Here is an 18,639-nt window from a genome sequence, read left to right on the forward strand (position 1 = left end):
CAGCTCAACGCCAATGCCGCCGTTCTTGGTTATAAAATTCCTGCCTTTTTGAGATACCCAACGCTGTCATAGCACCCTCTGAAATAGATTGCTTCCTGCTGCATATCGCTGAGCCTGTTCCGAAGCTCCAAAACTTCTATCAAAACCTTACACTCCTGCTCGGACAAATCGCTCGGCTTTTCCGTATCCAGAACTACCATAACTTTTGGATACTCTTTGTAGAGTTCCTCTATCCTTTCCTCTATAGAACGGTATTCTGGATTTTCTTTGGGCAGCTTTGCGATAACGGAGCTTAGATATTCAGCAAAGATGTTGCTATGCACATCAACAAAGGTTTCAAATCTGAAATTATCAAGCACACCTTTCACCTCCGACATTTACTAATCTACACCTCTTATACTTCCCAGAAATCAGCAATACAAATATGCAAACCACATTATCTCTCCCAACTTGCACATTTTCTTTCGGGCTGTTCTTCTGTCTGCTCTGGCTCGGTATCCATAACGGAAGTATCTTTTTCATTTAGATTCAGCTCAATGTTAAGAGCGTTCAGCCGTTCTGTTTTTTCTTTCAGCTCATCTTCAAAGGCAAAAGGCTTCTTGATTTCCTCCTTTGCGGTTTCAAGCTGTGCGATAGTTTCCGCCTTTTTGATCTTGGCAACTTCCAGTCTGGCAGGGAGCTTTGACAGCTCGTTTTCAATTCGGGTCAGATTTCCGAAGGCATCAGCACCTAAATCCACCTTATGCTTTGCCTTTCCGCAGAGGTTCATACAGTAATGGGCATTGACGGTGTCATAATAAATCTCCATTCGGAAACCTCGGTATCTGCCAATATCGGTAGGTGCAGACATCGGATAATCCTTGCAGATTGCAAGAAGCATTTCGCCTGCGGCTGCCTTTTCGGTGTAGGTCACGCCTTTTAGGGTCATCGGGCAGAACTTATCCTCGCCCTGCGGCTTGTGCTGCTCGGCAAGAGCTGCATCATTTTCATAGCCTGCAATGCGTTCCTCATACTCTTTAATAGTCTGGGGATAGTATTTCAGCACTCTGTCCTCAAGGTCGTAATGCTCGGAAAGATAACTCTGCTTTAACACTCGGAGCTTGGAAACCTGTATATCCAAATCCATCTTTTCCTTAAAACATGCATCGCCTGTGGCAAGCATTTTAACCTCGGCAAAGGACAGAGCAACCTCGTCCACATCTTCGGCAGAACGGACAGGGCTTTTGCTCGTCATTATCTGGCTGATAAATTTCTGTTTGCTCTCCACCAACTGATAGAGGTAAGCATCAAAAGTCTGCTCGGTCACATAGCGGTAAACCTCCACCTCTGGGAACATATTTCCCTGCCGTTCAATACGCCCCTGCCTTTGTTCAAGGTCAGTCGGTCATTTTTTGCGGACAGTTCATACATGCTATCCTTTTCTGTTCTCTGCTCCTGCGTTTGCTCTCGTTTGATTTCTCCCTCCGTATCTTCTTGGCACAAGCAGGACAATACCTTGATGCACCAGAGCCCGGGACATATTCAACGCCGCACACCGTACAATTTTTAGCGGGCATTGCTGCCCACCGTTTTGTAGGTATGATATGTAATTCATCGACAAAGCCGATGAATTTATAGTAAATCTTGATTTCCTGCTTCACTGTTCCGTCTGCCATCTTCTCACGCTCCGAAACAAGTATCTTGTCTATGAGTGCGTTTATAACTGTTGCATCCAGTTCTTTTAAGCCTTGATAATTTCGGATAAGGGCGAGGAAGTCACGGATTCCCCGTGATTTCTCGTAGCTTTCATTAAGAGTTTCCGTCACCTCTTTCAGCCTTGCTTCAATTTCAAGCTGCTCTTTCTGGTATTTCCCCGACATCATCTCAAAATTCCGCTCGGTAATACGCTCCATGACCTTATCCTCGTAGAGAGAGGAAAACAGCCTGTCCAGTTCCGCAAGGCGTTTGTTCAGCTTCTTACGTTCTTTCTCTAATGCTTTCGCCCTGCTCTGGTCTGTTTCCGTGAGCCGCTTTTCTATGGCCCTGACCGCCTTTTCATCATTCACTGCCATATCCGCAAAACAGTTGATGTCGGCAAGAACGGCATTGAATAAATCCCTTGCTTCTATATTGTGGGCACTACACTCGCTTCTTCCGTTTCTTGCATAATTATTACATGAATACTGTACACAGTCGATAATCTCTGGGCGTTTCCTCCTGTGTACGTTCATTGCCCGCAGAGCACATCCGCAGTCCACACACTTGATAACGCCTGCAAAAATATTTACAAATCCTCCCTTGTTCTGTGGAAGCCTACGACTTGTAATAAGCTGTTGGACAATATCAAATTCCTCCTGCGTGACTATTCCCTCATGGGTATTGGGTATCACTTCCCATTCTTCGGGCAGCTTAGAGGGGCGTTTCTTGCTTTTCATATTGGCGGCAATCCGTTTGTAGCCTACAAGATTTCCCGCATATATCGGGCTTCTTAAAATGCTCCTCACGCTGTTCCCACTCCAAATATAGCGTTTGTCCTCGTTCCCCTCAAAATGACGTTCAAAGCCTGTTTCGCCACGCTCCGCCGCATAAGCGGCAGGGCGTAGGATATGCTGTTTATTAAGATGTCTGCAAATTTTGGCAACTCCATTCCCTTTTAATGCAAGGTCGAATATCTCTTTTACAACATGTGCCACTTTATCATCTATCAGCAGATGGTTGTGGTCGGCAGGGTCTTTGATATAGCCATAAGGGGCGGTAGTTCCCATGAATTTCCCCTGTTGAAACCTCGCCCGATATGCCGATTTTATCTTAACAGATATGTCAGCGGCATACATTTCGTTTAAAATGTTGCGGAAAGGCGTGATGTCCATAGCAGATTTATTCAAGGTATCTACGCCGTCATTGACCGCTATATACCTCACGTTATGCTCTGGGAAGAAAACTTCCAGATATAACCCACAATCAAGATAGTTTCTCCCCAGACGGGATAAATCTTTCGTAATCACGCAGTTTATCAGACCGCTTTCAATGTCTTTTATCATATTCTGGAAACTTGGTCTTTGGAAATTTGTACCAGAATAACCATCGTCCACATACGTTTTTGCTATGTGCCATCCCTGCTTTTTCACATAATCCGTGAGGATGGATTTCTGTGTCGCAATGCTCGCACTCTCGTTATCCGTACCATCGTCTTTAGATAAGCGGCAATAAATGCCGACTAAATAGATTTTCTTTTCTTCTTTGATTCCTGCCATACTGTAAAACCTCCGTATCTGTCCTATCTGTTTTCATGTCCCATTGCGTACATTCTAAGCGGACAGCCCCTCATTGTCGAAGGTGTCGCCCTCGGCAATCTTCTTCCGAATATCCTCGGAGATAATCGGGACAAACGCTTCTGTAACGGTCTGTGTGCCGACATATTCACGGCTGATTATCATCTGCACTGGTGCTTTTGGCACGATACGCTTTCTCTTTTTATCTGCTTTCTTATCCTCGCCCATACTTAAATCTTCCTTTCCAGACAGGGCAGGGAAGAGTTTGGAAATGTCCCCGCCCTGCCAATCAGATACCATTAATCCTCGCTGTTTAATTCTTTCTGTAATGCTTTAAGGAGTGCCGCCGCTTCATCAGCGTTCAGCGTGATTCCCTTGCCGCACTTTTCACGGTTCGGGGAAAAGCTGCGGATGTCATACTTCGGCTCTTTCCCATTCCATGAAATGAGATTGATTTCCTTTGTGTAGCCACTGTCGCCCGTAGACAATACTGCGATTTCCTTTACGATTTCATACTGGATTTCTCTCATTCTCCATACCTCAACTCTCTGTATTTACTTCCCGAAAAAAGAAGATTAGCGGCTGTCACGGTTGCGTTTCCTCTGCAACTCACGCTCCAAAAGTTTGATGATGGTTTCCTCCATCTGCTTCGGCGTTGTGTTCTTCGGAAAGTATTTTTTCAGCTTGCTTGTGTTGATTTTCAAGGTTTCTTTCTGGTTGCCCTTTTCCTCCGTCATAATCGCAAATATCGTATCCATGTCAAGCCGCCCGCTCTGGCTTAACTGTTTCATCCGCTGTGCCTGTGAGAGTGAGGGCGTTGCTTCTTCGCTCTCCATCGTGGCAAAGAGGTTTTCCTGCTCGTCTTTCTTCAAGAAGGACAGTTCCACCGCAGGCGTGAGGGCGATTTTCCCCTCGTCCACCATCTGCAAAATCGGCGGTATCAGTTCCGTCAGGCGGATAAAACGCTGCACGGTCATCCTGCCCACGCCGAAGCCCTGTGCCACCTTGTCGTCCGTCCGCAACTTCGTCACAACTTGTGACGAGGTTAAGTCTGTGCGGAAACCCTGCCGCTTCATGGCTTCGGATTTCATCTTGTAAGCAAACGCCCGCTCCGATGGCAGGATATTCTCACGCTGCAAATTGCTGTCTACAAGGGTGATGATGGCTCGGTCACGGTCTAAGGGCAGGACAAACGCAGGCACGGTATTTATCCCTGCAAGTTCAGAAGCACGGACACGCCGCTGTCCTGCAATCACTTCATAACCGTCCCCGTCCTCTTTCGGGCGTGTGATTATCGGCGTGACAATGCCAAATTCCTTGATGCTTTCCGCTAACTCTGACAGTGTTTCATCTTCTGCCACATGAAACGGATTGTCGGGGAACGGGTACAAGTCTTTGGTCTTTAACACCTTAAAATCCTGTTTCTTCATTCACATATCTACCTTTCTTTCGCTCTGCTTCTATGATTTTTCTGCAATTCTTCCAACACTTCGGGCGGTATTTTTGACAGCAGCCGCCCCATCTGCTCGTTGGTTCTCTGCAATTCAAATATCTTCTGATTCGCTTTCTGCACCTTTAGTTCCTGCTCGTACTTTTCATCACGCATACGCCCCGCATAGTCTGATTCCTGCCCAATTCTCTCTTTCAAACTGTCGATATACGCCTGCTGTTTCCCGATTTCCTTAGAGAATTTCTCCACGTCTGGCAGCCATGCAGAGAGTAAATCTAACGCTTTATCCCTTTTCTTCCCTGCGTTAAAGGCGTTGATGTCGGATAGGGCAGACACGATTTCTTCATACTGTTTATCAAGCCTGCCGCCTAATTTATAGAGCCATGTGGGGACGTGTTTCCGCTTGGTTTCCATTGAGGACTGCCCCCGTTCAAGCTGATTCCACCGTGAGGACATCCGCTCATGGTAGGCGGTCTGCCACTCGGATAATGATTTCTGGTTGCCTAAGATAGCTTTCGCTGACAGCTTATTGTCTGGCGTAATCGGCACAAAGCAGAGGTGCATATGGGGCGTTCTCTCGTCCATATGGACGACAGCGGAGAGGATATTCTGCTTTCCAACACGCTCCGAAATGAAGTCAAGAGCCGTCTGGAAATACGCTTTTTGTTCTTCGGGCGGTAACTGGTTCATAAATTCTGGTGAAGCTGTGATGAGCGTTTCCACCATCATCACGCTGTCTTTCCTTGTCCTGCACCCCGCTTCGGCTACCATGCGGTTAATCTCTTTCTTGTAGGTGTACTTTGGTGGTGCTATGAGATGGTAATTGTTTTTAGAGCGTTCCATATCTATATCTGGGTTGCTTTTGTAGGCTTCTTTCTTCCGCTCGTTGTGGCGTTCACAAGCCGCAACGCCGCCCGCTTTTCGTTTCTGGAAACGCAGGATTGCATAAGGCATAGGCGGATTCCTCCTTTCTTTCGGCGGGTGACCGTCCTTTGGGGTGACAGCGGTGACGGTGGTGACAGCAGTTTTGGGATACCCCCTGCCGACTGCCGCAACTGTCACCCTCACCCCCTGCATGACGGTCATGTCGATGATGACGGTGTTTTTGGGATACCCCCCTCGCAAGAGCCGTCACCGTCATGCCGCCATTCTTTTATCCGAAGCCGTAAGGCGTAGGATAGCAGGGCACAGCCCTGCCTTAAGGGAGTCCAGAGGGAACGTCTGGCACACGACTTTGCAGGGCAAAGTGTAGTGTGTTACACCCTGTAAACGCAGTCGGAAAAATCGGAATGATTTTTCTGACCGCAGGGGTGGTTTTACACGACCGAAAAGGGCGAGTAAATCTCACGCCTGCATTTTGCGTTTACGGGGTGTTCTCCCGTAGGGATGACAGCGGCAGGGTATCCTAAAATCACTGTCACCACCGTCACTGCTGTCACCCGCAGGGCAGAGCCGCCAGCTTTACATGGCTTTAAGCGTCAATGACAGTAACAGGGGGGTATCCTAATATCGCTGTCACCACCATCACCGCTGTCACCCGCCCTCCTTGCAAGGGCAATCCGCCTGCCGTCTTTCCTGCGGCTGTACTGGTAGCAGATACGGTTCTCGCTTAAAAATGTGGTGCGGTATTCATTCAGCCATTTCGTAATCACCGTGGGTATGGTTTCCGTTTCCCCCATAGCGGCTAACAGTTCCGTTGCCGTGCCTATCCATTCTTCCTTATCCCTCATAAAATCCACCAACCGAAAAAGGACATCTGGTATCGTTTCTTTCGCAAGCTGCTCCTGCGTTTTCCGCTCCACAAGCTCCCAACGGCAATCACGGAAACGCAGCGTGTATTCCTGATAAGGCGTGTCCCTGCCCGTCACATACAGCTTGGCGGTGTCAGACGCACGTTTCTCCTTTTCCAGAACAAAGGTAGCGTCCGCACTCCCCGTTAATCCTGTCGTCCCAGACACCTTGTTGAACACGTCGCTGTCATTCTGCTTTCGGATGTGGTGTACGACAATGACCGCCAGAGAGTGCCTGTCGGCAAAGTCTTTGATGAGGGAGATGTCCCCATAGTCGCTTGCATAGGCATTGTCTTTTGAAGCTGTACGGACTTTCTGCAAGGTATCAATGACAATGAGCCTGCTGTCTGGGTAATCTTTCAGATAATCTTCAAGCTGCACGATAAGACCGTCTGACAGCTTGCAGCTTGCCACGGCAAAGTGGAGCCGCCCGCTTGCTTCGTCCGTCAAACGAAATAACCTGTCCTGTATGCGGCAGAACGTGTCCTCAAGGCAGAGGTAAAGCACATCGCCCTCCATTGTCGGCATATCCCATAAAGGGATTCCCTGCGACACGCATAAGCATAGCTTCAGCATGAGCCAGCTTTTGCCTATCTTCTGTGAGCCGCAGAACAGCGATAAGCCTGTCGGGATAAGGCTGTCCACCACAAAGGATGGTTTCTCAAGCGGTTCATAAAGGAGCGTTTCGGCGTTGACTGTCTGTAACTTCTGCATGGCTTTCCTCCTTTCGGGCGGTGTCTTTGTTTTCGTTGCACATAGGCGTTGACCTCCTTAAAAATAGATTTACTCCCACGGAAAAAAGTGAGAGTATGTAATGCCGCCAATCCCACACAAATAAAAAACAGATTTCTTTTTCGGGCGGTGTCGGTCACGGTTGGAGATATTTCTTCAATTTCCGCCTTTACTTTCTCCTTTGCAATCGCAACAGATTTCTGTATTGCCGAAGCGGTGCAATGCTCCATAGCGGCGATTTGGTAAAAATTGAACTCATACTCGTAGTAGAGCAGGAAACGCCGCCTTTGTATCTCTGGAAGGCTCCCAACCGCCTTATAGAGCGTTTCATTCCGTTCTTCCTCAACCATGCGTTCATCAAGGCTCTTAGGCACACGCAACGCCCGTCTGTAAAGGGTTTCGTCCCATACCTCGTTAAACTCCCTGTGCCGCTCGTCCCATTAGAAAAGATTCCTGTTCCTGCGCTCCATCTGCCGAAACTCCATAAAGAACTGTTCCGACACTTCCAACTCGTGGGATTTGCCCTGCCCGTCCTTAAAGCTGATAAAATACCTTGTGCCGCTTTCCGTGGATTCCTCCCGAAGCGTGTATGCCTTAACCCTGTATGCCATCCTGTTGTCCTCCTGCAAAAAATGAGTGAGGGGATTTCCATCCCTCACCCAGTAGCCCGCAGGATGGCAGGCTGTTTTAGAAGCTATAAAATTTTCCGCAGCTTCTTCCGCAGATGGTCTAACCTCGCATAGATGGCACCAGTCGTCAAATGCACAAGCGGGGCAATCTCCTTTGTGGAATACCCCTGCATTTTCAGCAGGACGATTTTCAAGGTACGCCCGTCCACCGTGACTAATACTTGATAGAGATTTTCGCTCTCAATCTCTTCCAGTAACTCCGCAACCGTACCCACTTCCGCCTGCCGCTCCCTGCCTGCCATGTCCTCAAGATATTCCGCAACGTCATTCGTCCATCGGTAAAACCGCATGTTGGAATTGAAGTCTGCCCTGTCCGCCATGCGTATCTGCTCAATGGTCGCTTCATCAACGCCGCACTCACGCAGCAGCTTTTCCTCCGCTTCTTTCCAGATACGCCATTTCCTGTCCTCCCGTCCGTGGTTGTATGCCATTCTTACTTCCTCCAATCAGAATTGATTGAGAGGGCAGAGAAAAGCCCCCTCATCTTCCCAAAGGAAAAAACAAGGGGGCTGAACGCCTTAAATTTTAATTTTCTATTATCTTTCTTAGTTTTATTAGGATTCTGGCTTTGCGTTTGTTTACAACGCTCTGGGTTATGCCCAACCTCGCCCCGACTTCACGCTCGGAAAGTCCGTCAAAAAAGATTGCCTGTATCAGCTCCTGTTCACTATCCGACAGCAAAGGCAGGGCGGCTTTCAGCCTGTCCACCATGACCGCATTGACAACGGTTTCTGCAATGTCCACCGCTTCATCAGTGATAAAGTCCAGAGGATTCCCCTCGCTGTCCGTAAATCCGTCGAGAGATAGCAGTCTATTCTTTGTATCTAATTTTTGCAGATAACGCCACCGTTCCTTGTCACGGTAGAAGTCTGTGTATTGCTCCCTCACGACTTCAAGCAGACAGCCTTGAATGGGGATAAACAGCTTGTCCATATAGGTCTGGTCGGATTCCCTGCAACGGCAGAACTCCGTGTAGGATAATTCCACATAGCCGCCACTTTCTCTGATATATACCTTTCTTGGTGCATATTTCACCATAAATACCTCCCATCTGAATTTTTGAAATGTAAAAAATCCAGATGGAGAGGCGGAGAACGACACCGCATATCAGAAACAGCCCTACGGCACTTTCCAACAAAAATCGACAAAAGAAAAACCGCAAAGGCTCTGTGACCTTTACGGTTATAGGAAATAGTAATTCTATTGTATGGAGATTGTACTTCTACTTTCAAGGTGAGAAGTACCGTTGCACTGGCAGAAATTTTTTTAACTGGTTTCCTGCCGTTCTCTGATATGCTATGTATTGATAAATTTTGCTTCGTATGAGCAGATAGATAACTGCCCGAAAAAAGGACATAAAAAAATCCCTCCAAATTTAAAAACAAATTCAGAGGGTAATTTAGGGTATAACAAAATAACCCACCCGAATATCGTTTTTTTTATTTGGTGAGTTTGTTCTTTCAAATACGAAACAAAAAGAGCCGATGATTCGTGAATTGTTCCACAATTTCATCGGCTCTGCGTCTTAAGCGTCTGGCTCTTTGATGACAGTTATCTTCAAGTTGTCAACTTTAATCAATCTTTCTTGTCTGCATTTTGGACAATAAAGGGGATAATTCTCCAAAACAGTGTCCTTCCTAATTTTATTACGGGTTTTGCTCCCACAAACAGGACACAATATCCATTCGCATTTCATCATAATTAGTCTCTAATCCTTTCAAATCTCATTTTATATGACTTTTGCAAGCTGTTAAGCTAACTTGTGGAACATATGCCGAACCTTATCTATACGGCTATTCGGGCGGCGGGGTTGGCAAATAAATTTACCAATAGCTGGCTGGTATCCTTTTAACTCTGTCAAGCAGACTCCCTGCCCATTTGTGAAATAAGTTAAATCGTTCCTGTATTCTTGAATACATCTAGCAGGGATTTCTCCTTTCAGAATGACCTCGTCATTCTTTATCTGAGTACTTACAATATCTGCACAATACCTTGGAGCATCATGATACGCCCGTGAGAGATATTCCTGCGGTGCATAAATTTCAAAGTGGAGATATGGCTCTAATAGTTCTGTCCCTGCTTTTTTTAAAGCCTGCTCCAATACGATAGGGGAAAGCAGCCGAAAGTCTGCGGGGGTACTTACAGGACTATAATACAATCCATATTCAAAACAGATTTTACAGTCTGTCACTTTCCATCCATACAGCCCCTGCTCGCAGCCATAAAGAACCCCCTCCATAACCGCATTTTGGAACGATTGATTTAAATATCCAAGTGAAACTCTGCTTTCATACTGCACTCCGCTTCCAATAGGGAGCGGCTCTATGGACAACCCGACAGAAGCCCAGAAAGGATTTGGCGGGACTTCTATGTGGATGGTATATTCTGCTTTTCTAAGCGGTCTTTCCATATATATAACAGTAGGCTCTTTTATTTCTGCCTCCACATGATATTTTTCCTCAAGGATGGCACAAATGACTTCCATCTGCACATTCCCCAAAAAAGAAAGTATAATCTCATGCGTTGTAGTATCCACATAATATTTTAAAAGAGGGTCGCCATCTGAAATTTCTGTAAGTGCCCCAAGCAATATTTCCCGCTGTTCAGGTTTCTTTACTGCAATCGTTGTTTGGAGCATAGGGAGAGGATTTTCAATAAATTTTCTCTGCGGCAACAGCATTTCGTTCCCCAAAATACTGTTTAGCTGCAAAACATCATTTGGTAAAATTACAATATCACCAGAGCAGGCTGTATCGGATGGATATAATTCACCGTTTGTCGGAACACACATCTCTGTGATTTTTATTTTCTCTTTTTCAGATATTCTAATAACATCCCTCAAATGCAATGTTCCGCTATATATACGCACATAAACAAAACGCCGCCTTTTCTCTGAATATTCAATCTTAAAAACCTGCCCGCATAATTCAGATTGACCTTCAGGCGTTGATGAATAAAATTTACTGGCAATCACTTCTATAAGCTGCCGAATCCCCAGATTGTTTTTAGCGCTTCCGTGATAAACGGGAAATAACGTTCCGTTTTGGAATCTCCTGTTTTCTTCCTGTTCCAGTTCTGACATTTTAAACGGTTTCCCTGACATATATTTCTCTAATAGTTCATCGTTTCCCATAATTACCGCATCCCACTGTTCCATATCGTCATTGTCCGTTACATTTATATGGGGATGCTGCCCAACCTTTTGCTTCACTATAATTTCCGAAGAAAGCTTTGCTTTCATTTCCCGATATACCATTGGCAAATCAATCCCCTCTTGGTCAATTTTATTGATGAAAAAGATTGTCGGAATCTTCATTGTCTGTAGTGCATGAAACAGTATACGGGTCTGTGCCTGTATGCCATCCTTTGCAGAAACTAATAATACTGCTCCGTCTAAAACGGATAAAGAACGGTATACTTCCGCCAAAAAATCCATATGGCCTGGCGTATCTATAATGTTGACTTTTACATCCTCCCACTGAAAAGATGTCACTGCTGTCTGGATAGTGATTCCCCTTTGACGCTCCAAATTCATTGTATCTGTCCTTGTTGTGCCTTCATCTACGCTCCCTAGTTCTGCAATTGCACCACTGGTATATAATAAACTTTCCGTTAATGTTGTCTTTCCTGCGTCAACGTGAGCCAGAATGCCTAAGTTAATTATTTTCATGTGATTTTCCTCCTATCAACACCCAAAAAAGGGCATAAAAATACCCAGTGATAAATACTCCTATCACTGGGTAAATAACTCCAATAGCCCCAAAACACTTATATGTTTTCGGGCATATAAAATTACATGATAAAAGTATTCTTAAACTGGGTACAAAAAACTAAGCCCCATATTAAAAGTGAAACGGGACTGCTACTTTTTGTTCCCACTATCAAATTGACAGTTTATTTAAGAATACCTTGCCGCATATTTATTAACTCCTTGTATAAAACTGAATCTAATTATATTCCTTAACCCTTTATTTGTCAAGCTGACAAACTAAAGCAGAAAAAGCGGCAGGATTTCCCCCTGCCACTAATCATCTGTTTATGCAAAAATAATTTCCTTTTCCACAATCTCCCTCGCACAAGCCCTTATGTTATTGAGGCATCCTGTCCATTCTAAGGCGTTTTCTGCCTTTAGCTGTTCCGTTATGCCCTGTGCCTGTTTCATACCCTCTATGAGCCTTTCAAAGCGTTCCTGTGCCTGTCTGTTGATGTCGGCAAGGTAGGCGTTTAGCCTGCCGCTTGTAAGAAGATTGGTGTATGTAACTTTACGGTACTGTTTTAGATAATCTAAATGCCGTTGCCCCCAGATGCCTATTGCCTGTTCTTCTTCGGCGGGTACAGTTAAGCACGGTATCAAATAATCCCCTTGCCTTTCGTATTTGCCGCCCAGTTCCTCAAATAATGATTTTGCCATTGTCTGTTACCTCCACATTCTTTTTTATTTTGAATGTCCGCAAAATCCGTCCTACATCGGAAGGACGCCACGGACAATCAAGGTTATGGATTGCTATGAGCCTGTCCTGCACGTTCGTACCTGCTCCCATCTTCGGAGTAGAACCGAACAGCACACGGACTTCGCCGCTTCTGACCTTGCCGAACAACTCTTTTTTCTGTGCATCGGTGGTCGCTTCGTGAATAAAGCGTATCTGTTCTGCAGGGATACCACGGGCTATCAACTTCTCCCTCATATCGTCATAAACATTGAAAATACCGTCATTTTTCGGGGTGGACAGGTCACAGAACACAAGCTGTGTCGCTTTGGTATCGGCGTGTTCCTCCCAGATACGGTACACATTATCCACGCAGGCATTGACTTTACTGTCTGGGTCATCTGGCAGCATCGGGTCAATTATTCTCTGGTCAAGAGCCAGTTTCCGCCCGTCATTGGTTATCTTGAGCATATTGTCGATGTTCGGCTCGACAAGCCTTGCCCTGACTTTCTCAGCCCGCTTCGTATAAGCTCTTTTCCGGTCTTTTGGTAATTCAGACCGTAGGACTGGCTCGTACCTCTTGTATCCGAGGTATTATAAAGGTCAATTGTCTCTTTACCCAATACTTCCACCAATTCTTTTAACGTGGTCTTTTCCTTTCCTCCAAGGAATAAGGTGGTATCACAGTTGCCCTCTATGGTGTCAGCATTGTCCTTATATATCGCCTTGAGCTGGGATTTTGACTGTAAAATAATAGAAGCTGATATTTCACGGCTACGGATTGTAGCGATCAGCTTCTCAAACTGTGGAATCTGCCCGATGTTCGCAAACTCGTCAAGGAGCATACGCACATGAACCGGGAGCCTTCCGTTATAAACATCATCTGCTTTATCACAAAGCAGGTTAAAGATCTGTGAATACATGATTGATACCACAAAATTAAATGTGGCATCGGTATCGGAAATAATAACGAATAATGCTGTCTTTTCCTCTCCCAGAGTATCAAGCTCCAGCTCGTCATATTCCATAAGGTCACGCAGCTCCTTAATATCAAATGGTGCTAACCTCGCACCACAGCTAATCAGAATTGATCTTGCTGTCTTTCCAGAGACGAAAAGTCAAGGACTTTTTTATCAAATTCAAAAAGAAGTCACATTTTGCGGACTTCCTCACGGAGCAGACGCTTGATTTTGTCCTCCATCGTCTCTTTTGCGGTCTGGCTGAAATGCACACGGACGATATAGGTGGTCTTGCCGATCTGCTTTCTGACAGTCGGGCAAGTGGCGGTGTTGGTTGCGGTATTGTTCATTCAAAATCCTCCTGTAAATGAAAAATGCCCGGTGACTGTTCATCATCGGGCGGCGTCGGTATGAGGGAACAAGGCAAGGCGGCAACATTAAGGTATCTATAAAAACCTTGCCGTCTTTGCCACGCTTGCCGTGTTCCTGTTGTCAGTTGCGGAGATAGCAGACCCATGCTGTGCCATCTTTCTCGGTCACAAGTCTGTCCCCGATACGGCTCTTCGCCGTTCTCATGGTGCGTGAAGAAATCCCACGCTCATTGACTGCCTTTTCCAGCTCTGCGCTCGGCATACGCTTTCCATCTGCCAGCAGTTCCAGAATGAGCATTTGTGCTTGTGCGGTCTTGCTCTCGGTCTTGGCGGTGTCTGCCCCGGCAAGAAGCTCGTCAGCGGTAATGTCATAAGCTCCTATCCATTCAAAGCCTTTCTCGTCTCCCAGAGAAAAGGCAAGGGACTGTCCGGGCGGCGCAAGGGAGCTTTTCTCATGGATAAGCACCCTCGTTGTCGGACTGTCCTTCAGCTTGCCAATAAACAGCAGACTGCGGACTGCCGCCGTAATGTCGATAGACCCCAATCCCCGGTAGGTGCTTTGCGTTCCTGCGGCTTTGTTGAGGTGTCCGATCAGCACGATAGCGCACCCGGTAGCCTGTGCAATGTCTCCCAGACTGCGGAAGATGGGACGGACTTCATTTGCCCGGTTCATGTCCACATCTGCGCTCAGAAACGCCTGCACCGGGTCAATGATAACCAGCCTTGCGTTGTTTTCCCGGATTGCCCTTGCTATGCGCTCATCGGCAAGGGTCAGCGGCGTGTCTCTATCGTCAATGACAAGCACTCTTTCAAGGTCTGCGTTCGCTTCCATCAGTCTGGGCTTGACGGTATCGCCCAGACCGTCCTCGGCGGTTTGATAGATGATGTTGAACGGCTCAAGGGTTTCCATACCGGGCAAGGGCTTTCGGTTGGTGCAAGCCGCCGCAAGACGCATGGCAAAGTAGGTCTTGCCCTCGCCGGGATTGCCCTGTATGATCGTCAGCTTTCCAAAGGGGATATACGGAAACCATAGCCAATCCACGCTCGTCAGCTCCACATCTGCCATACGGAGCATTGGGACAGGCTGGGCGGTGGGCAACTCTCGCAGCGTGATTGTCTCGGCTATGAATTTGCGGCTGGGAATGTCCCCTTGCTGACGGAGAACATCGTTCCAGTCTTTTCTTGCCGGGACAAGGCGAATGACGGCGATCTCGCCGGGAATGTCCTGTGCCAGCCGGGTGCAGGCTTCACTTCCTGCGGTGTCGCTGTCAAGGCAGAGGAACACTTTTCGGGTGTCCTTGCGTTCAGAAAGAAAACGGTCAAGGGCTTTGCCTGAAACGCCGCCCAGGGCAAGGTAGCTCCTTGTCTGCCAGTCCTGCGGATAAAGGCAGATAAAGGACAAAAGGTCAATCGGCGCTTCAAAGACAAAGAGCTGGTTGCCGTTTCCCTCATAGCGGAACGGATAGGACTTGTCAGACCCGGCAATGTCCTGCCTGAATGGGTCTGCCGTTCCTCGCACATGGGCGTATCTCGGCGTACCGCTTCGGTCTCTGCCGACAAACACAACATTGTGCCGCTTTGCGTCCTCGTAAATATCCCCGGAAAGAAGAAAAGCCTCAACAAGCGTTTTGTTGAGACCTCGGCTTTCGCAAAGATATTGAATTGCTCTGTCGGCTGTTCTGTTGTGCAAGGGCAAGTGAAACGCTGTGGGCGGTGCTGTGCTGGCTTCGCTCTGTCCCTCGGCGCTTTCGCCGGTTAAGAGCTGGACTGCTTCGGGAAAGGACTTGCCGTAAAACTCCATGACAAAATCAATGGGATAGCCGCCCTTGCTCTGGCTGTGGCGAAACCATTTGTTTCCCCGGACGGTCAGGCTGTCATGTTCTTTCCAGCGGTATTCCCGTCCGCTTTTGATAAGTGTCTCTCCCTGTGTGCGGAGAAAATCTTCCAGACTGACGGCGTTTGCCCGGTCAATCTGTGCTTGGGTATAATTCATCGGGATAGTTCCTCCTTTTTGTGTCGTGTTTGGGGTCGATTTTGGAGCATTTGTTCCTCTGTGCGCTCGTTAAATCGGGCGGCAGTATCTACACATGACTTGACCTTCCAAAGGCGGTGTAAATCGTCTCTGACGGTCTTAAACTCGCCATAGGTGGTGTTGTGCGCCTGTTCCAGCTCGTCATACTCTTCGGTCAGCTTTTTCATATCCACCTTGCCGTCCGGGAACTCCCCAGTCAGCTTGCGTCTGGCGGCGTAGAACTGTTTCAGTTCCGCTTCATGCTCTGCCTTGTACTTGGCTCTGGGCTTCTCAAACTTGATTTTCTGCAAGCCGTCATAGACAGGCTTCAAGCTCTGGAAAGCAGCAGAGCTGTCATAGATCTGCTTAATTGCTTTCATTCGGGCGGTCTGTTCGTCCAGCGTTTTCTTCAAGCTCTCTGTGGCAGCACTGTGTTCGCTGACACGGCTTTCCAAATCTTCAAGAGTGTAAATGCCGTTTGCCCGGAGATAATTGAAAGTCTCGTTCATCTCCTTTAGGTTGCTGACCTTGCCTTTCTGCGAATATGCCCCGGCTCTGCGCTTGGTGTAATAGGCGTTCAGCAGAGAAACAAGGTCGGGTGCCTGCGGCTTGGCAAGCTCCGCTTTTGCTTCGGCAATCCAATCAAACAGGAGAGCGATTTTCTTCTTGATGTCCCGGATAACGGCATTGGTTGCTCTGATCCAGCGGTTGAACTCGCCTTTCTCGGTGCGTATGCCTTTCTTCTCCATTGCCCGGACGGTTGCGCCCTCATGGACGGTGGGAAGAAGCTCCACGCCCTGACGCTCATAGCTTCGGTGGTCGATACGAACATCAAGCCCTTTCTCCGCAAACTTGGCGTTGCATAGTTCCGCCCATGTCTGCCGCCAATGTTCCAGCGTTTCGGGACTGCCCCAGTCGGTAGTGGGAACGGCGTTGAACACAAACTTTCCGTCTGCGTCTCGGATACGGTTGCCGTCCTCGTCCAGCTCATACACCCGGCGTTGCTTTAGTCCCCATTTGCCGTTCTGCTCGATGGGGCGGATGGGGCAAAGCACATGAAAATGCGGGTTTGGTATGCCGCCGTCCTCCCGGTCTGGCTGGTGTACGGCGAAGTCAACCACCATGCCACGGCTCACAAAGTTCTCCAACAAAAATTGCCTTGCAAGAGCGATGTTTTCCTCAAGGGAAAATTCATTCTGCAAGGCAATGTCAAAGCTGTATGCAAGCTGGGCGTTCTTTCCACGCTCGGCTTTTTCCACGGCGTTCCATAGGGTCTGGCGGTCTGCGTATTCTGGCGGTGCATGGGACGGCAGGAGAATATCGGAGCAGATCACGCCGCCCTTGCGGGTGTAGTCGCTGTATTCGCCGTAATACTCGCTATACAATCGCTCCCCGGCACGGTAGGCGGCAGAAGCAATAGCGGACTGTCCTGCGCTTCGCTTAGTCTGCGTGACGCTCAGATGAAATAGTGCCATCGCCTTTCAACTCCTTTTCTCTGTTTGCTTGGCTGATATGGGTAATCGCCATGTGACGGACGGCTCGCTGGACTTCGGGCAGAGAAAAGATGTACTCCATCAGCTCCGTCATTTCGGTGCGTGTGAGATCTTTGAACTCCGGGGCAAGGCTCTCAATCGTGCCGCCCAGATTGCAAAGACGGTGGGTGCGCTTTTGTCTCTCGCCTTTCTCCAGATACTTCTTTCTGTTCTCCAGACGCTCCAGCTTGTGCTGTTCCTGTGCAAGCTGTGTCTCGACCTGTTCCTTTTCGGCTCGGAGCTGTTCAAGGTTTTTCGGTTTTGCCATTTTTCGTGACCTCCTTTTTTGAAAATGGGGATAAAAAAAGACCGTCAACTTTTCGCAGATTGCGACCAGTCAACGGTCAGTTTTTCGGTATTCAGTTGTTGTGTTCAGTTCGGTAAATTGAAGTTGGTCAAAGTTGTTGGCGAAGATATTCCACAACATTTCCATTCGTATCATAGAAACAGATGTTTCCTACATTGAGGGGCAGGACAATGGCGAAAGGCTTGCCACTATCAATATCAATCACCTGAATGCCGTTGCCATCATCTACTTCAAGTCGAACAATATTTTGGGTATTCATTGAGATAAATGCCCTTTCATTATTTCCCTCAACAACAAACTCTGCAATGTAATCATCAACCTCAACTATATCTCCACCACCACGGAAGAAATATCCAAAAGACAAGCCAGGGCGATTTACATAGACAGAAAAAGTGTGGTCTGTCTTGTCCTGTGGGTAAGAAATAAATGCAGCCATTGTGTCGGAAATGCTTCCATCAACAATCCAATCATCCAAAATTTTTTGAGATTGGCGAATGTCTGCTTCTAAACTGTTTGCGGTTTTACCAATGTCATTGTTTGCATAAAGGAAACCGAAAACCAACACACAAGCCAAAATAACACCCAAGAGGATTATGGGTAATTTCTTTTTCATAGAATCACACTCCTTTATCAAATTAAGATTCTTGATTTTCAAACTTGCTGGCGGCGAACGGTTTGTCAAAACCGTTTGCGGACGGCAAGTCCACAGGGGATAGCCGCTTTAGCGGCGCAAGGGGGTGTAGCCACCTTGACGGAACGAAGTGACGCAACATTCTCGGTCATGCAGTTTTCTTCTGCTGACGGAGAATGAAGCTCCGCAGGACGCACTACTCTCGACAGAGAGTATAGAAGTGCGCCCTTTAGTTCCTAAAGGGATTTTATCAGTTCGCCAAACTGGAAGTTATCTTTTTCTTAATGGCAATGCTATTAAATTTCCCAATAATGCAATAACTGCATATCCAACTACGTAAACCCATGCACTTGAGTTATAAAATATAAATATAGATGGCGCAAACATTATTGCTACAATCAAAATATACCAGAAGTTAAAACCATTCCTAATCCCATAAAAAACAGAGGTTATTAAACATATTAGAGGAATAATTACTAACATAACAAT

Annotated in this window: 17 protein-coding genes and 5 pseudogenes; all 22 read right to left on the bottom strand. The window is 47.1% G+C overall.

The features are described 5' to 3' along the window. Window positions 1-29 precede the first annotated feature (29 nt). On the bottom strand, window positions 30-377 hold the full coding sequence (locus WMO38_RS12200; protein WP_349162893.1) for a DUF6664 family protein: 348 nt from the start codon (window positions 375-377) through the stop codon (window positions 30-32). A 59-nt stretch (window positions 378-436) separates the two neighbouring features. Further along, window positions 437-1,384, bottom strand: a pseudogene (locus tag WMO38_RS12205) (LPD25 domain-containing protein); the annotation flags it as partial. Continuing rightward, window positions 1,377-3,233 carry a recombinase family protein gene (locus tag WMO38_RS12210; protein WP_001820670.1) on the bottom strand — a complete coding sequence of 619 codons (1,857 nt, stop codon included), beginning with the start codon at window positions 3,231-3,233 and terminating at the stop codon, window positions 1,377-1,379. The gene WMO38_RS12210 and the pseudogene WMO38_RS12205, both read right to left, overlap by 8 nt. Window positions 3,234-3,287: 54 nt before the next feature. Then, complete coding sequence (locus WMO38_RS12215) at window positions 3,288-3,479, bottom strand: hypothetical protein (protein ID WP_001820669.1); 192 nt, start codon at window positions 3,477-3,479, stop codon at window positions 3,288-3,290. 71 nt (window positions 3,480-3,550) lie between these two features. Further along, window positions 3,551-3,781: a YdbC family protein gene (locus WMO38_RS12220; RefSeq protein WP_001206986.1), complete on the bottom strand. Its 231-nt coding sequence runs from the start codon at window positions 3,779-3,781 to the stop codon at window positions 3,551-3,553. Window positions 3,782-3,826: 45 nt separating this feature from the next. Further along, the gene (locus WMO38_RS12225; protein WP_000743700.1) at window positions 3,827-4,681 is read right to left on the bottom strand and encodes a ParB/RepB/Spo0J family partition protein; all 855 of its coding nucleotides are present in this window, start codon (window positions 4,679-4,681) and stop codon (window positions 3,827-3,829) included. Between the two features lie 8 nt (window positions 4,682-4,689). Next, a complete protein-coding gene (gene mobV, locus WMO38_RS12230) occupies window positions 4,690-5,655 on the bottom strand; it encodes a MobV family relaxase (RefSeq protein WP_001820668.1) in 966 nt (321 codons plus the stop codon). A 517-nt stretch (window positions 5,656-6,172) separates the two neighbouring features. Further along, a pseudogene (locus tag WMO38_RS12235) lies at window positions 6,173-7,205 on the bottom strand (AAA family ATPase). Window positions 7,206-7,359: 154 nt separating this feature from the next. Further along, window positions 7,360-7,834 (bottom strand): annotated as a pseudogene (locus WMO38_RS12240) (RNA polymerase sigma factor). Window positions 7,835-7,917: 83 nt separating this feature from the next. Continuing rightward, window positions 7,918-8,343, bottom strand: coding sequence for an RNA polymerase sigma factor (locus WMO38_RS12245; RefSeq protein WP_349162895.1), 426 nt, complete (start codon window positions 8,341-8,343; stop codon window positions 7,918-7,920). A gap of 94 nt (window positions 8,344-8,437) precedes the next feature. Next, on the bottom strand, window positions 8,438-8,947 hold the full coding sequence (locus tag WMO38_RS12250; RefSeq protein WP_105116765.1) for a sigma-70 family RNA polymerase sigma factor: 510 nt from the start codon (window positions 8,945-8,947) through the stop codon (window positions 8,438-8,440). Between the two features lie 490 nt (window positions 8,948-9,437). After that, window positions 9,438-9,611, bottom strand: a complete 174-nt coding sequence (locus WMO38_RS12255; RefSeq protein ID WP_002779755.1) for a cysteine-rich KTR domain-containing protein — start codon at window positions 9,609-9,611, stop codon at window positions 9,438-9,440. 51 nt (window positions 9,612-9,662) lie between these two features. Beyond that, window positions 9,663-11,582, bottom strand: a complete 1,920-nt coding sequence (tet(O), locus tag WMO38_RS12260) for a tetracycline resistance ribosomal protection protein Tet(O) (protein ID WP_117477955.1) — start codon at window positions 11,580-11,582, stop codon at window positions 9,663-9,665. Between the two features lie 366 nt (window positions 11,583-11,948). Beyond that, complete coding sequence (locus tag WMO38_RS12265; protein ID WP_001129922.1) at window positions 11,949-12,323, bottom strand: TnpV protein; 375 nt, start codon at window positions 12,321-12,323, stop codon at window positions 11,949-11,951. Further along, window positions 12,304-12,897 (bottom strand): annotated as a pseudogene (locus WMO38_RS12270) (hypothetical protein); the annotation flags it as partial. The gene WMO38_RS12265 and the pseudogene WMO38_RS12270, both read right to left, overlap by 20 nt. Continuing rightward, window positions 12,864-13,448: pseudogene (locus WMO38_RS12275) on the bottom strand (VirD4-like conjugal transfer protein, CD1115 family); the annotation flags it as partial. The pseudogenes WMO38_RS12270 and WMO38_RS12275, both read right to left, overlap by 34 nt. A gap of 41 nt (window positions 13,449-13,489) precedes the next feature. Beyond that, entirely contained in the window at window positions 13,490-13,648 is a 159-nt protein-coding gene (locus WMO38_RS12280) for a transposon-encoded TnpW family protein (protein ID WP_006428300.1), read from the bottom strand. Window positions 13,649-13,790: 142 nt separating this feature from the next. Continuing rightward, a complete protein-coding gene (locus tag WMO38_RS12285; protein WP_118570783.1) occupies window positions 13,791-15,662 on the bottom strand; it encodes an AAA family ATPase in 1,872 nt (623 codons plus the stop codon). Next, the gene (gene mobQ / locus WMO38_RS12290; RefSeq protein WP_112116288.1) at window positions 15,659-17,155 is read right to left on the bottom strand and encodes a MobQ family relaxase; all 1,497 of its coding nucleotides are present in this window, start codon (window positions 17,153-17,155) and stop codon (window positions 15,659-15,661) included. The genes WMO38_RS12285 and mobQ overlap by 4 nt, the downstream gene beginning before the upstream one ends. Beyond that, a complete protein-coding gene (locus tag WMO38_RS12295) occupies window positions 17,121-17,480 on the bottom strand; it encodes a DUF3847 domain-containing protein (RefSeq protein ID WP_349162896.1) in 360 nt (119 codons plus the stop codon). Before WMO38_RS12295 ends, mobQ begins: the two co-directional genes overlap by 35 nt. Before the next feature lie 127 nt (window positions 17,481-17,607). Continuing rightward, entirely contained in the window at window positions 17,608-18,132 is a 525-nt protein-coding gene (locus WMO38_RS12300; RefSeq protein ID WP_015516227.1) for a hypothetical protein, read from the bottom strand. A 288-nt stretch (window positions 18,133-18,420) separates the two neighbouring features. After that, a partial coding sequence (locus WMO38_RS12305; protein ID WP_349162897.1) for a DUF2651 family protein occupies window positions 18,421-18,639 on the bottom strand: 219 nt, incomplete at its 5' end.

The organism is Lachnospira hominis (ex Hitch et al. 2025) (assembly GCF_040096395.1).
GTDB lineage: Bacteria > Bacillota > Clostridia > Lachnospirales > Lachnospiraceae > Lachnospira > Lachnospira hominis.

Bases quoted from the DNA above. Each gene is read 5' to 3' on its own strand.
- WMO38_RS12255 (WP_002779755.1), bottom strand. From the start codon at position 9,611: ATGATGAAATGCGAATGGATATTGTGTCCTGTTTGTGGGAGCAAAACC.
- WMO38_RS12300 (WP_015516227.1), bottom strand. From the start codon at position 18,132: ATGAAAAAGAAATTACCCATAATCCTCTTGGGTGTTATTTTGGCTTGT.
- WMO38_RS12295 (WP_349162896.1), bottom strand. From the start codon at position 17,480: ATGGCAAAACCGAAAAACCTTGAACAGCTCCGAGCCGAAAAGGAACAG.
- WMO38_RS12215 (WP_001820669.1), bottom strand. From the start codon at position 3,479: ATGGGCGAGGATAAGAAAGCAGATAAAAAGAGAAAGCGTATCGTGCCA.
- WMO38_RS12245 (WP_349162895.1), bottom strand. From the start codon at position 8,343: ATGGCATACAACCACGGACGGGAGGACAGGAAATGGCGTATCTGGAAA.
- WMO38_RS12210 (WP_001820670.1), bottom strand. From the start codon at position 3,233: ATGGCAGGAATCAAAGAAGAAAAGAAAATCTATTTAGTCGGCATTTAT.
- WMO38_RS12225 (WP_000743700.1), bottom strand. From the start codon at position 4,681: ATGAAGAAACAGGATTTTAAGGTGTTAAAGACCAAAGACTTGTACCCG.
- mobV (WP_001820668.1), bottom strand. From the start codon at position 5,655: ATGCCTTATGCAATCCTGCGTTTCCAGAAACGAAAAGCGGGCGGCGTT.
- WMO38_RS12200 (WP_349162893.1), bottom strand. From the start codon at position 377: ATGTCGGAGGTGAAAGGTGTGCTTGATAATTTCAGATTTGAAACCTTT.
- WMO38_RS12280 (WP_006428300.1), bottom strand. From the start codon at position 13,648: ATGAACAATACCGCAACCAACACCGCCACTTGCCCGACTGTCAGAAAG.
- WMO38_RS12285 (WP_118570783.1), bottom strand. From the start codon at position 15,662: ATGAATTATACCCAAGCACAGATTGACCGGGCAAACGCCGTCAGTCTG.
- WMO38_RS12265 (WP_001129922.1), bottom strand. From the start codon at position 12,323: ATGGCAAAATCATTATTTGAGGAACTGGGCGGCAAATACGAAAGGCAA.
- mobQ (WP_112116288.1), bottom strand. From the start codon at position 17,155: ATGGCACTATTTCATCTGAGCGTCACGCAGACTAAGCGAAGCGCAGGA.
- WMO38_RS12220 (WP_001206986.1), bottom strand. From the start codon at position 3,781: ATGAGAGAAATCCAGTATGAAATCGTAAAGGAAATCGCAGTATTGTCT.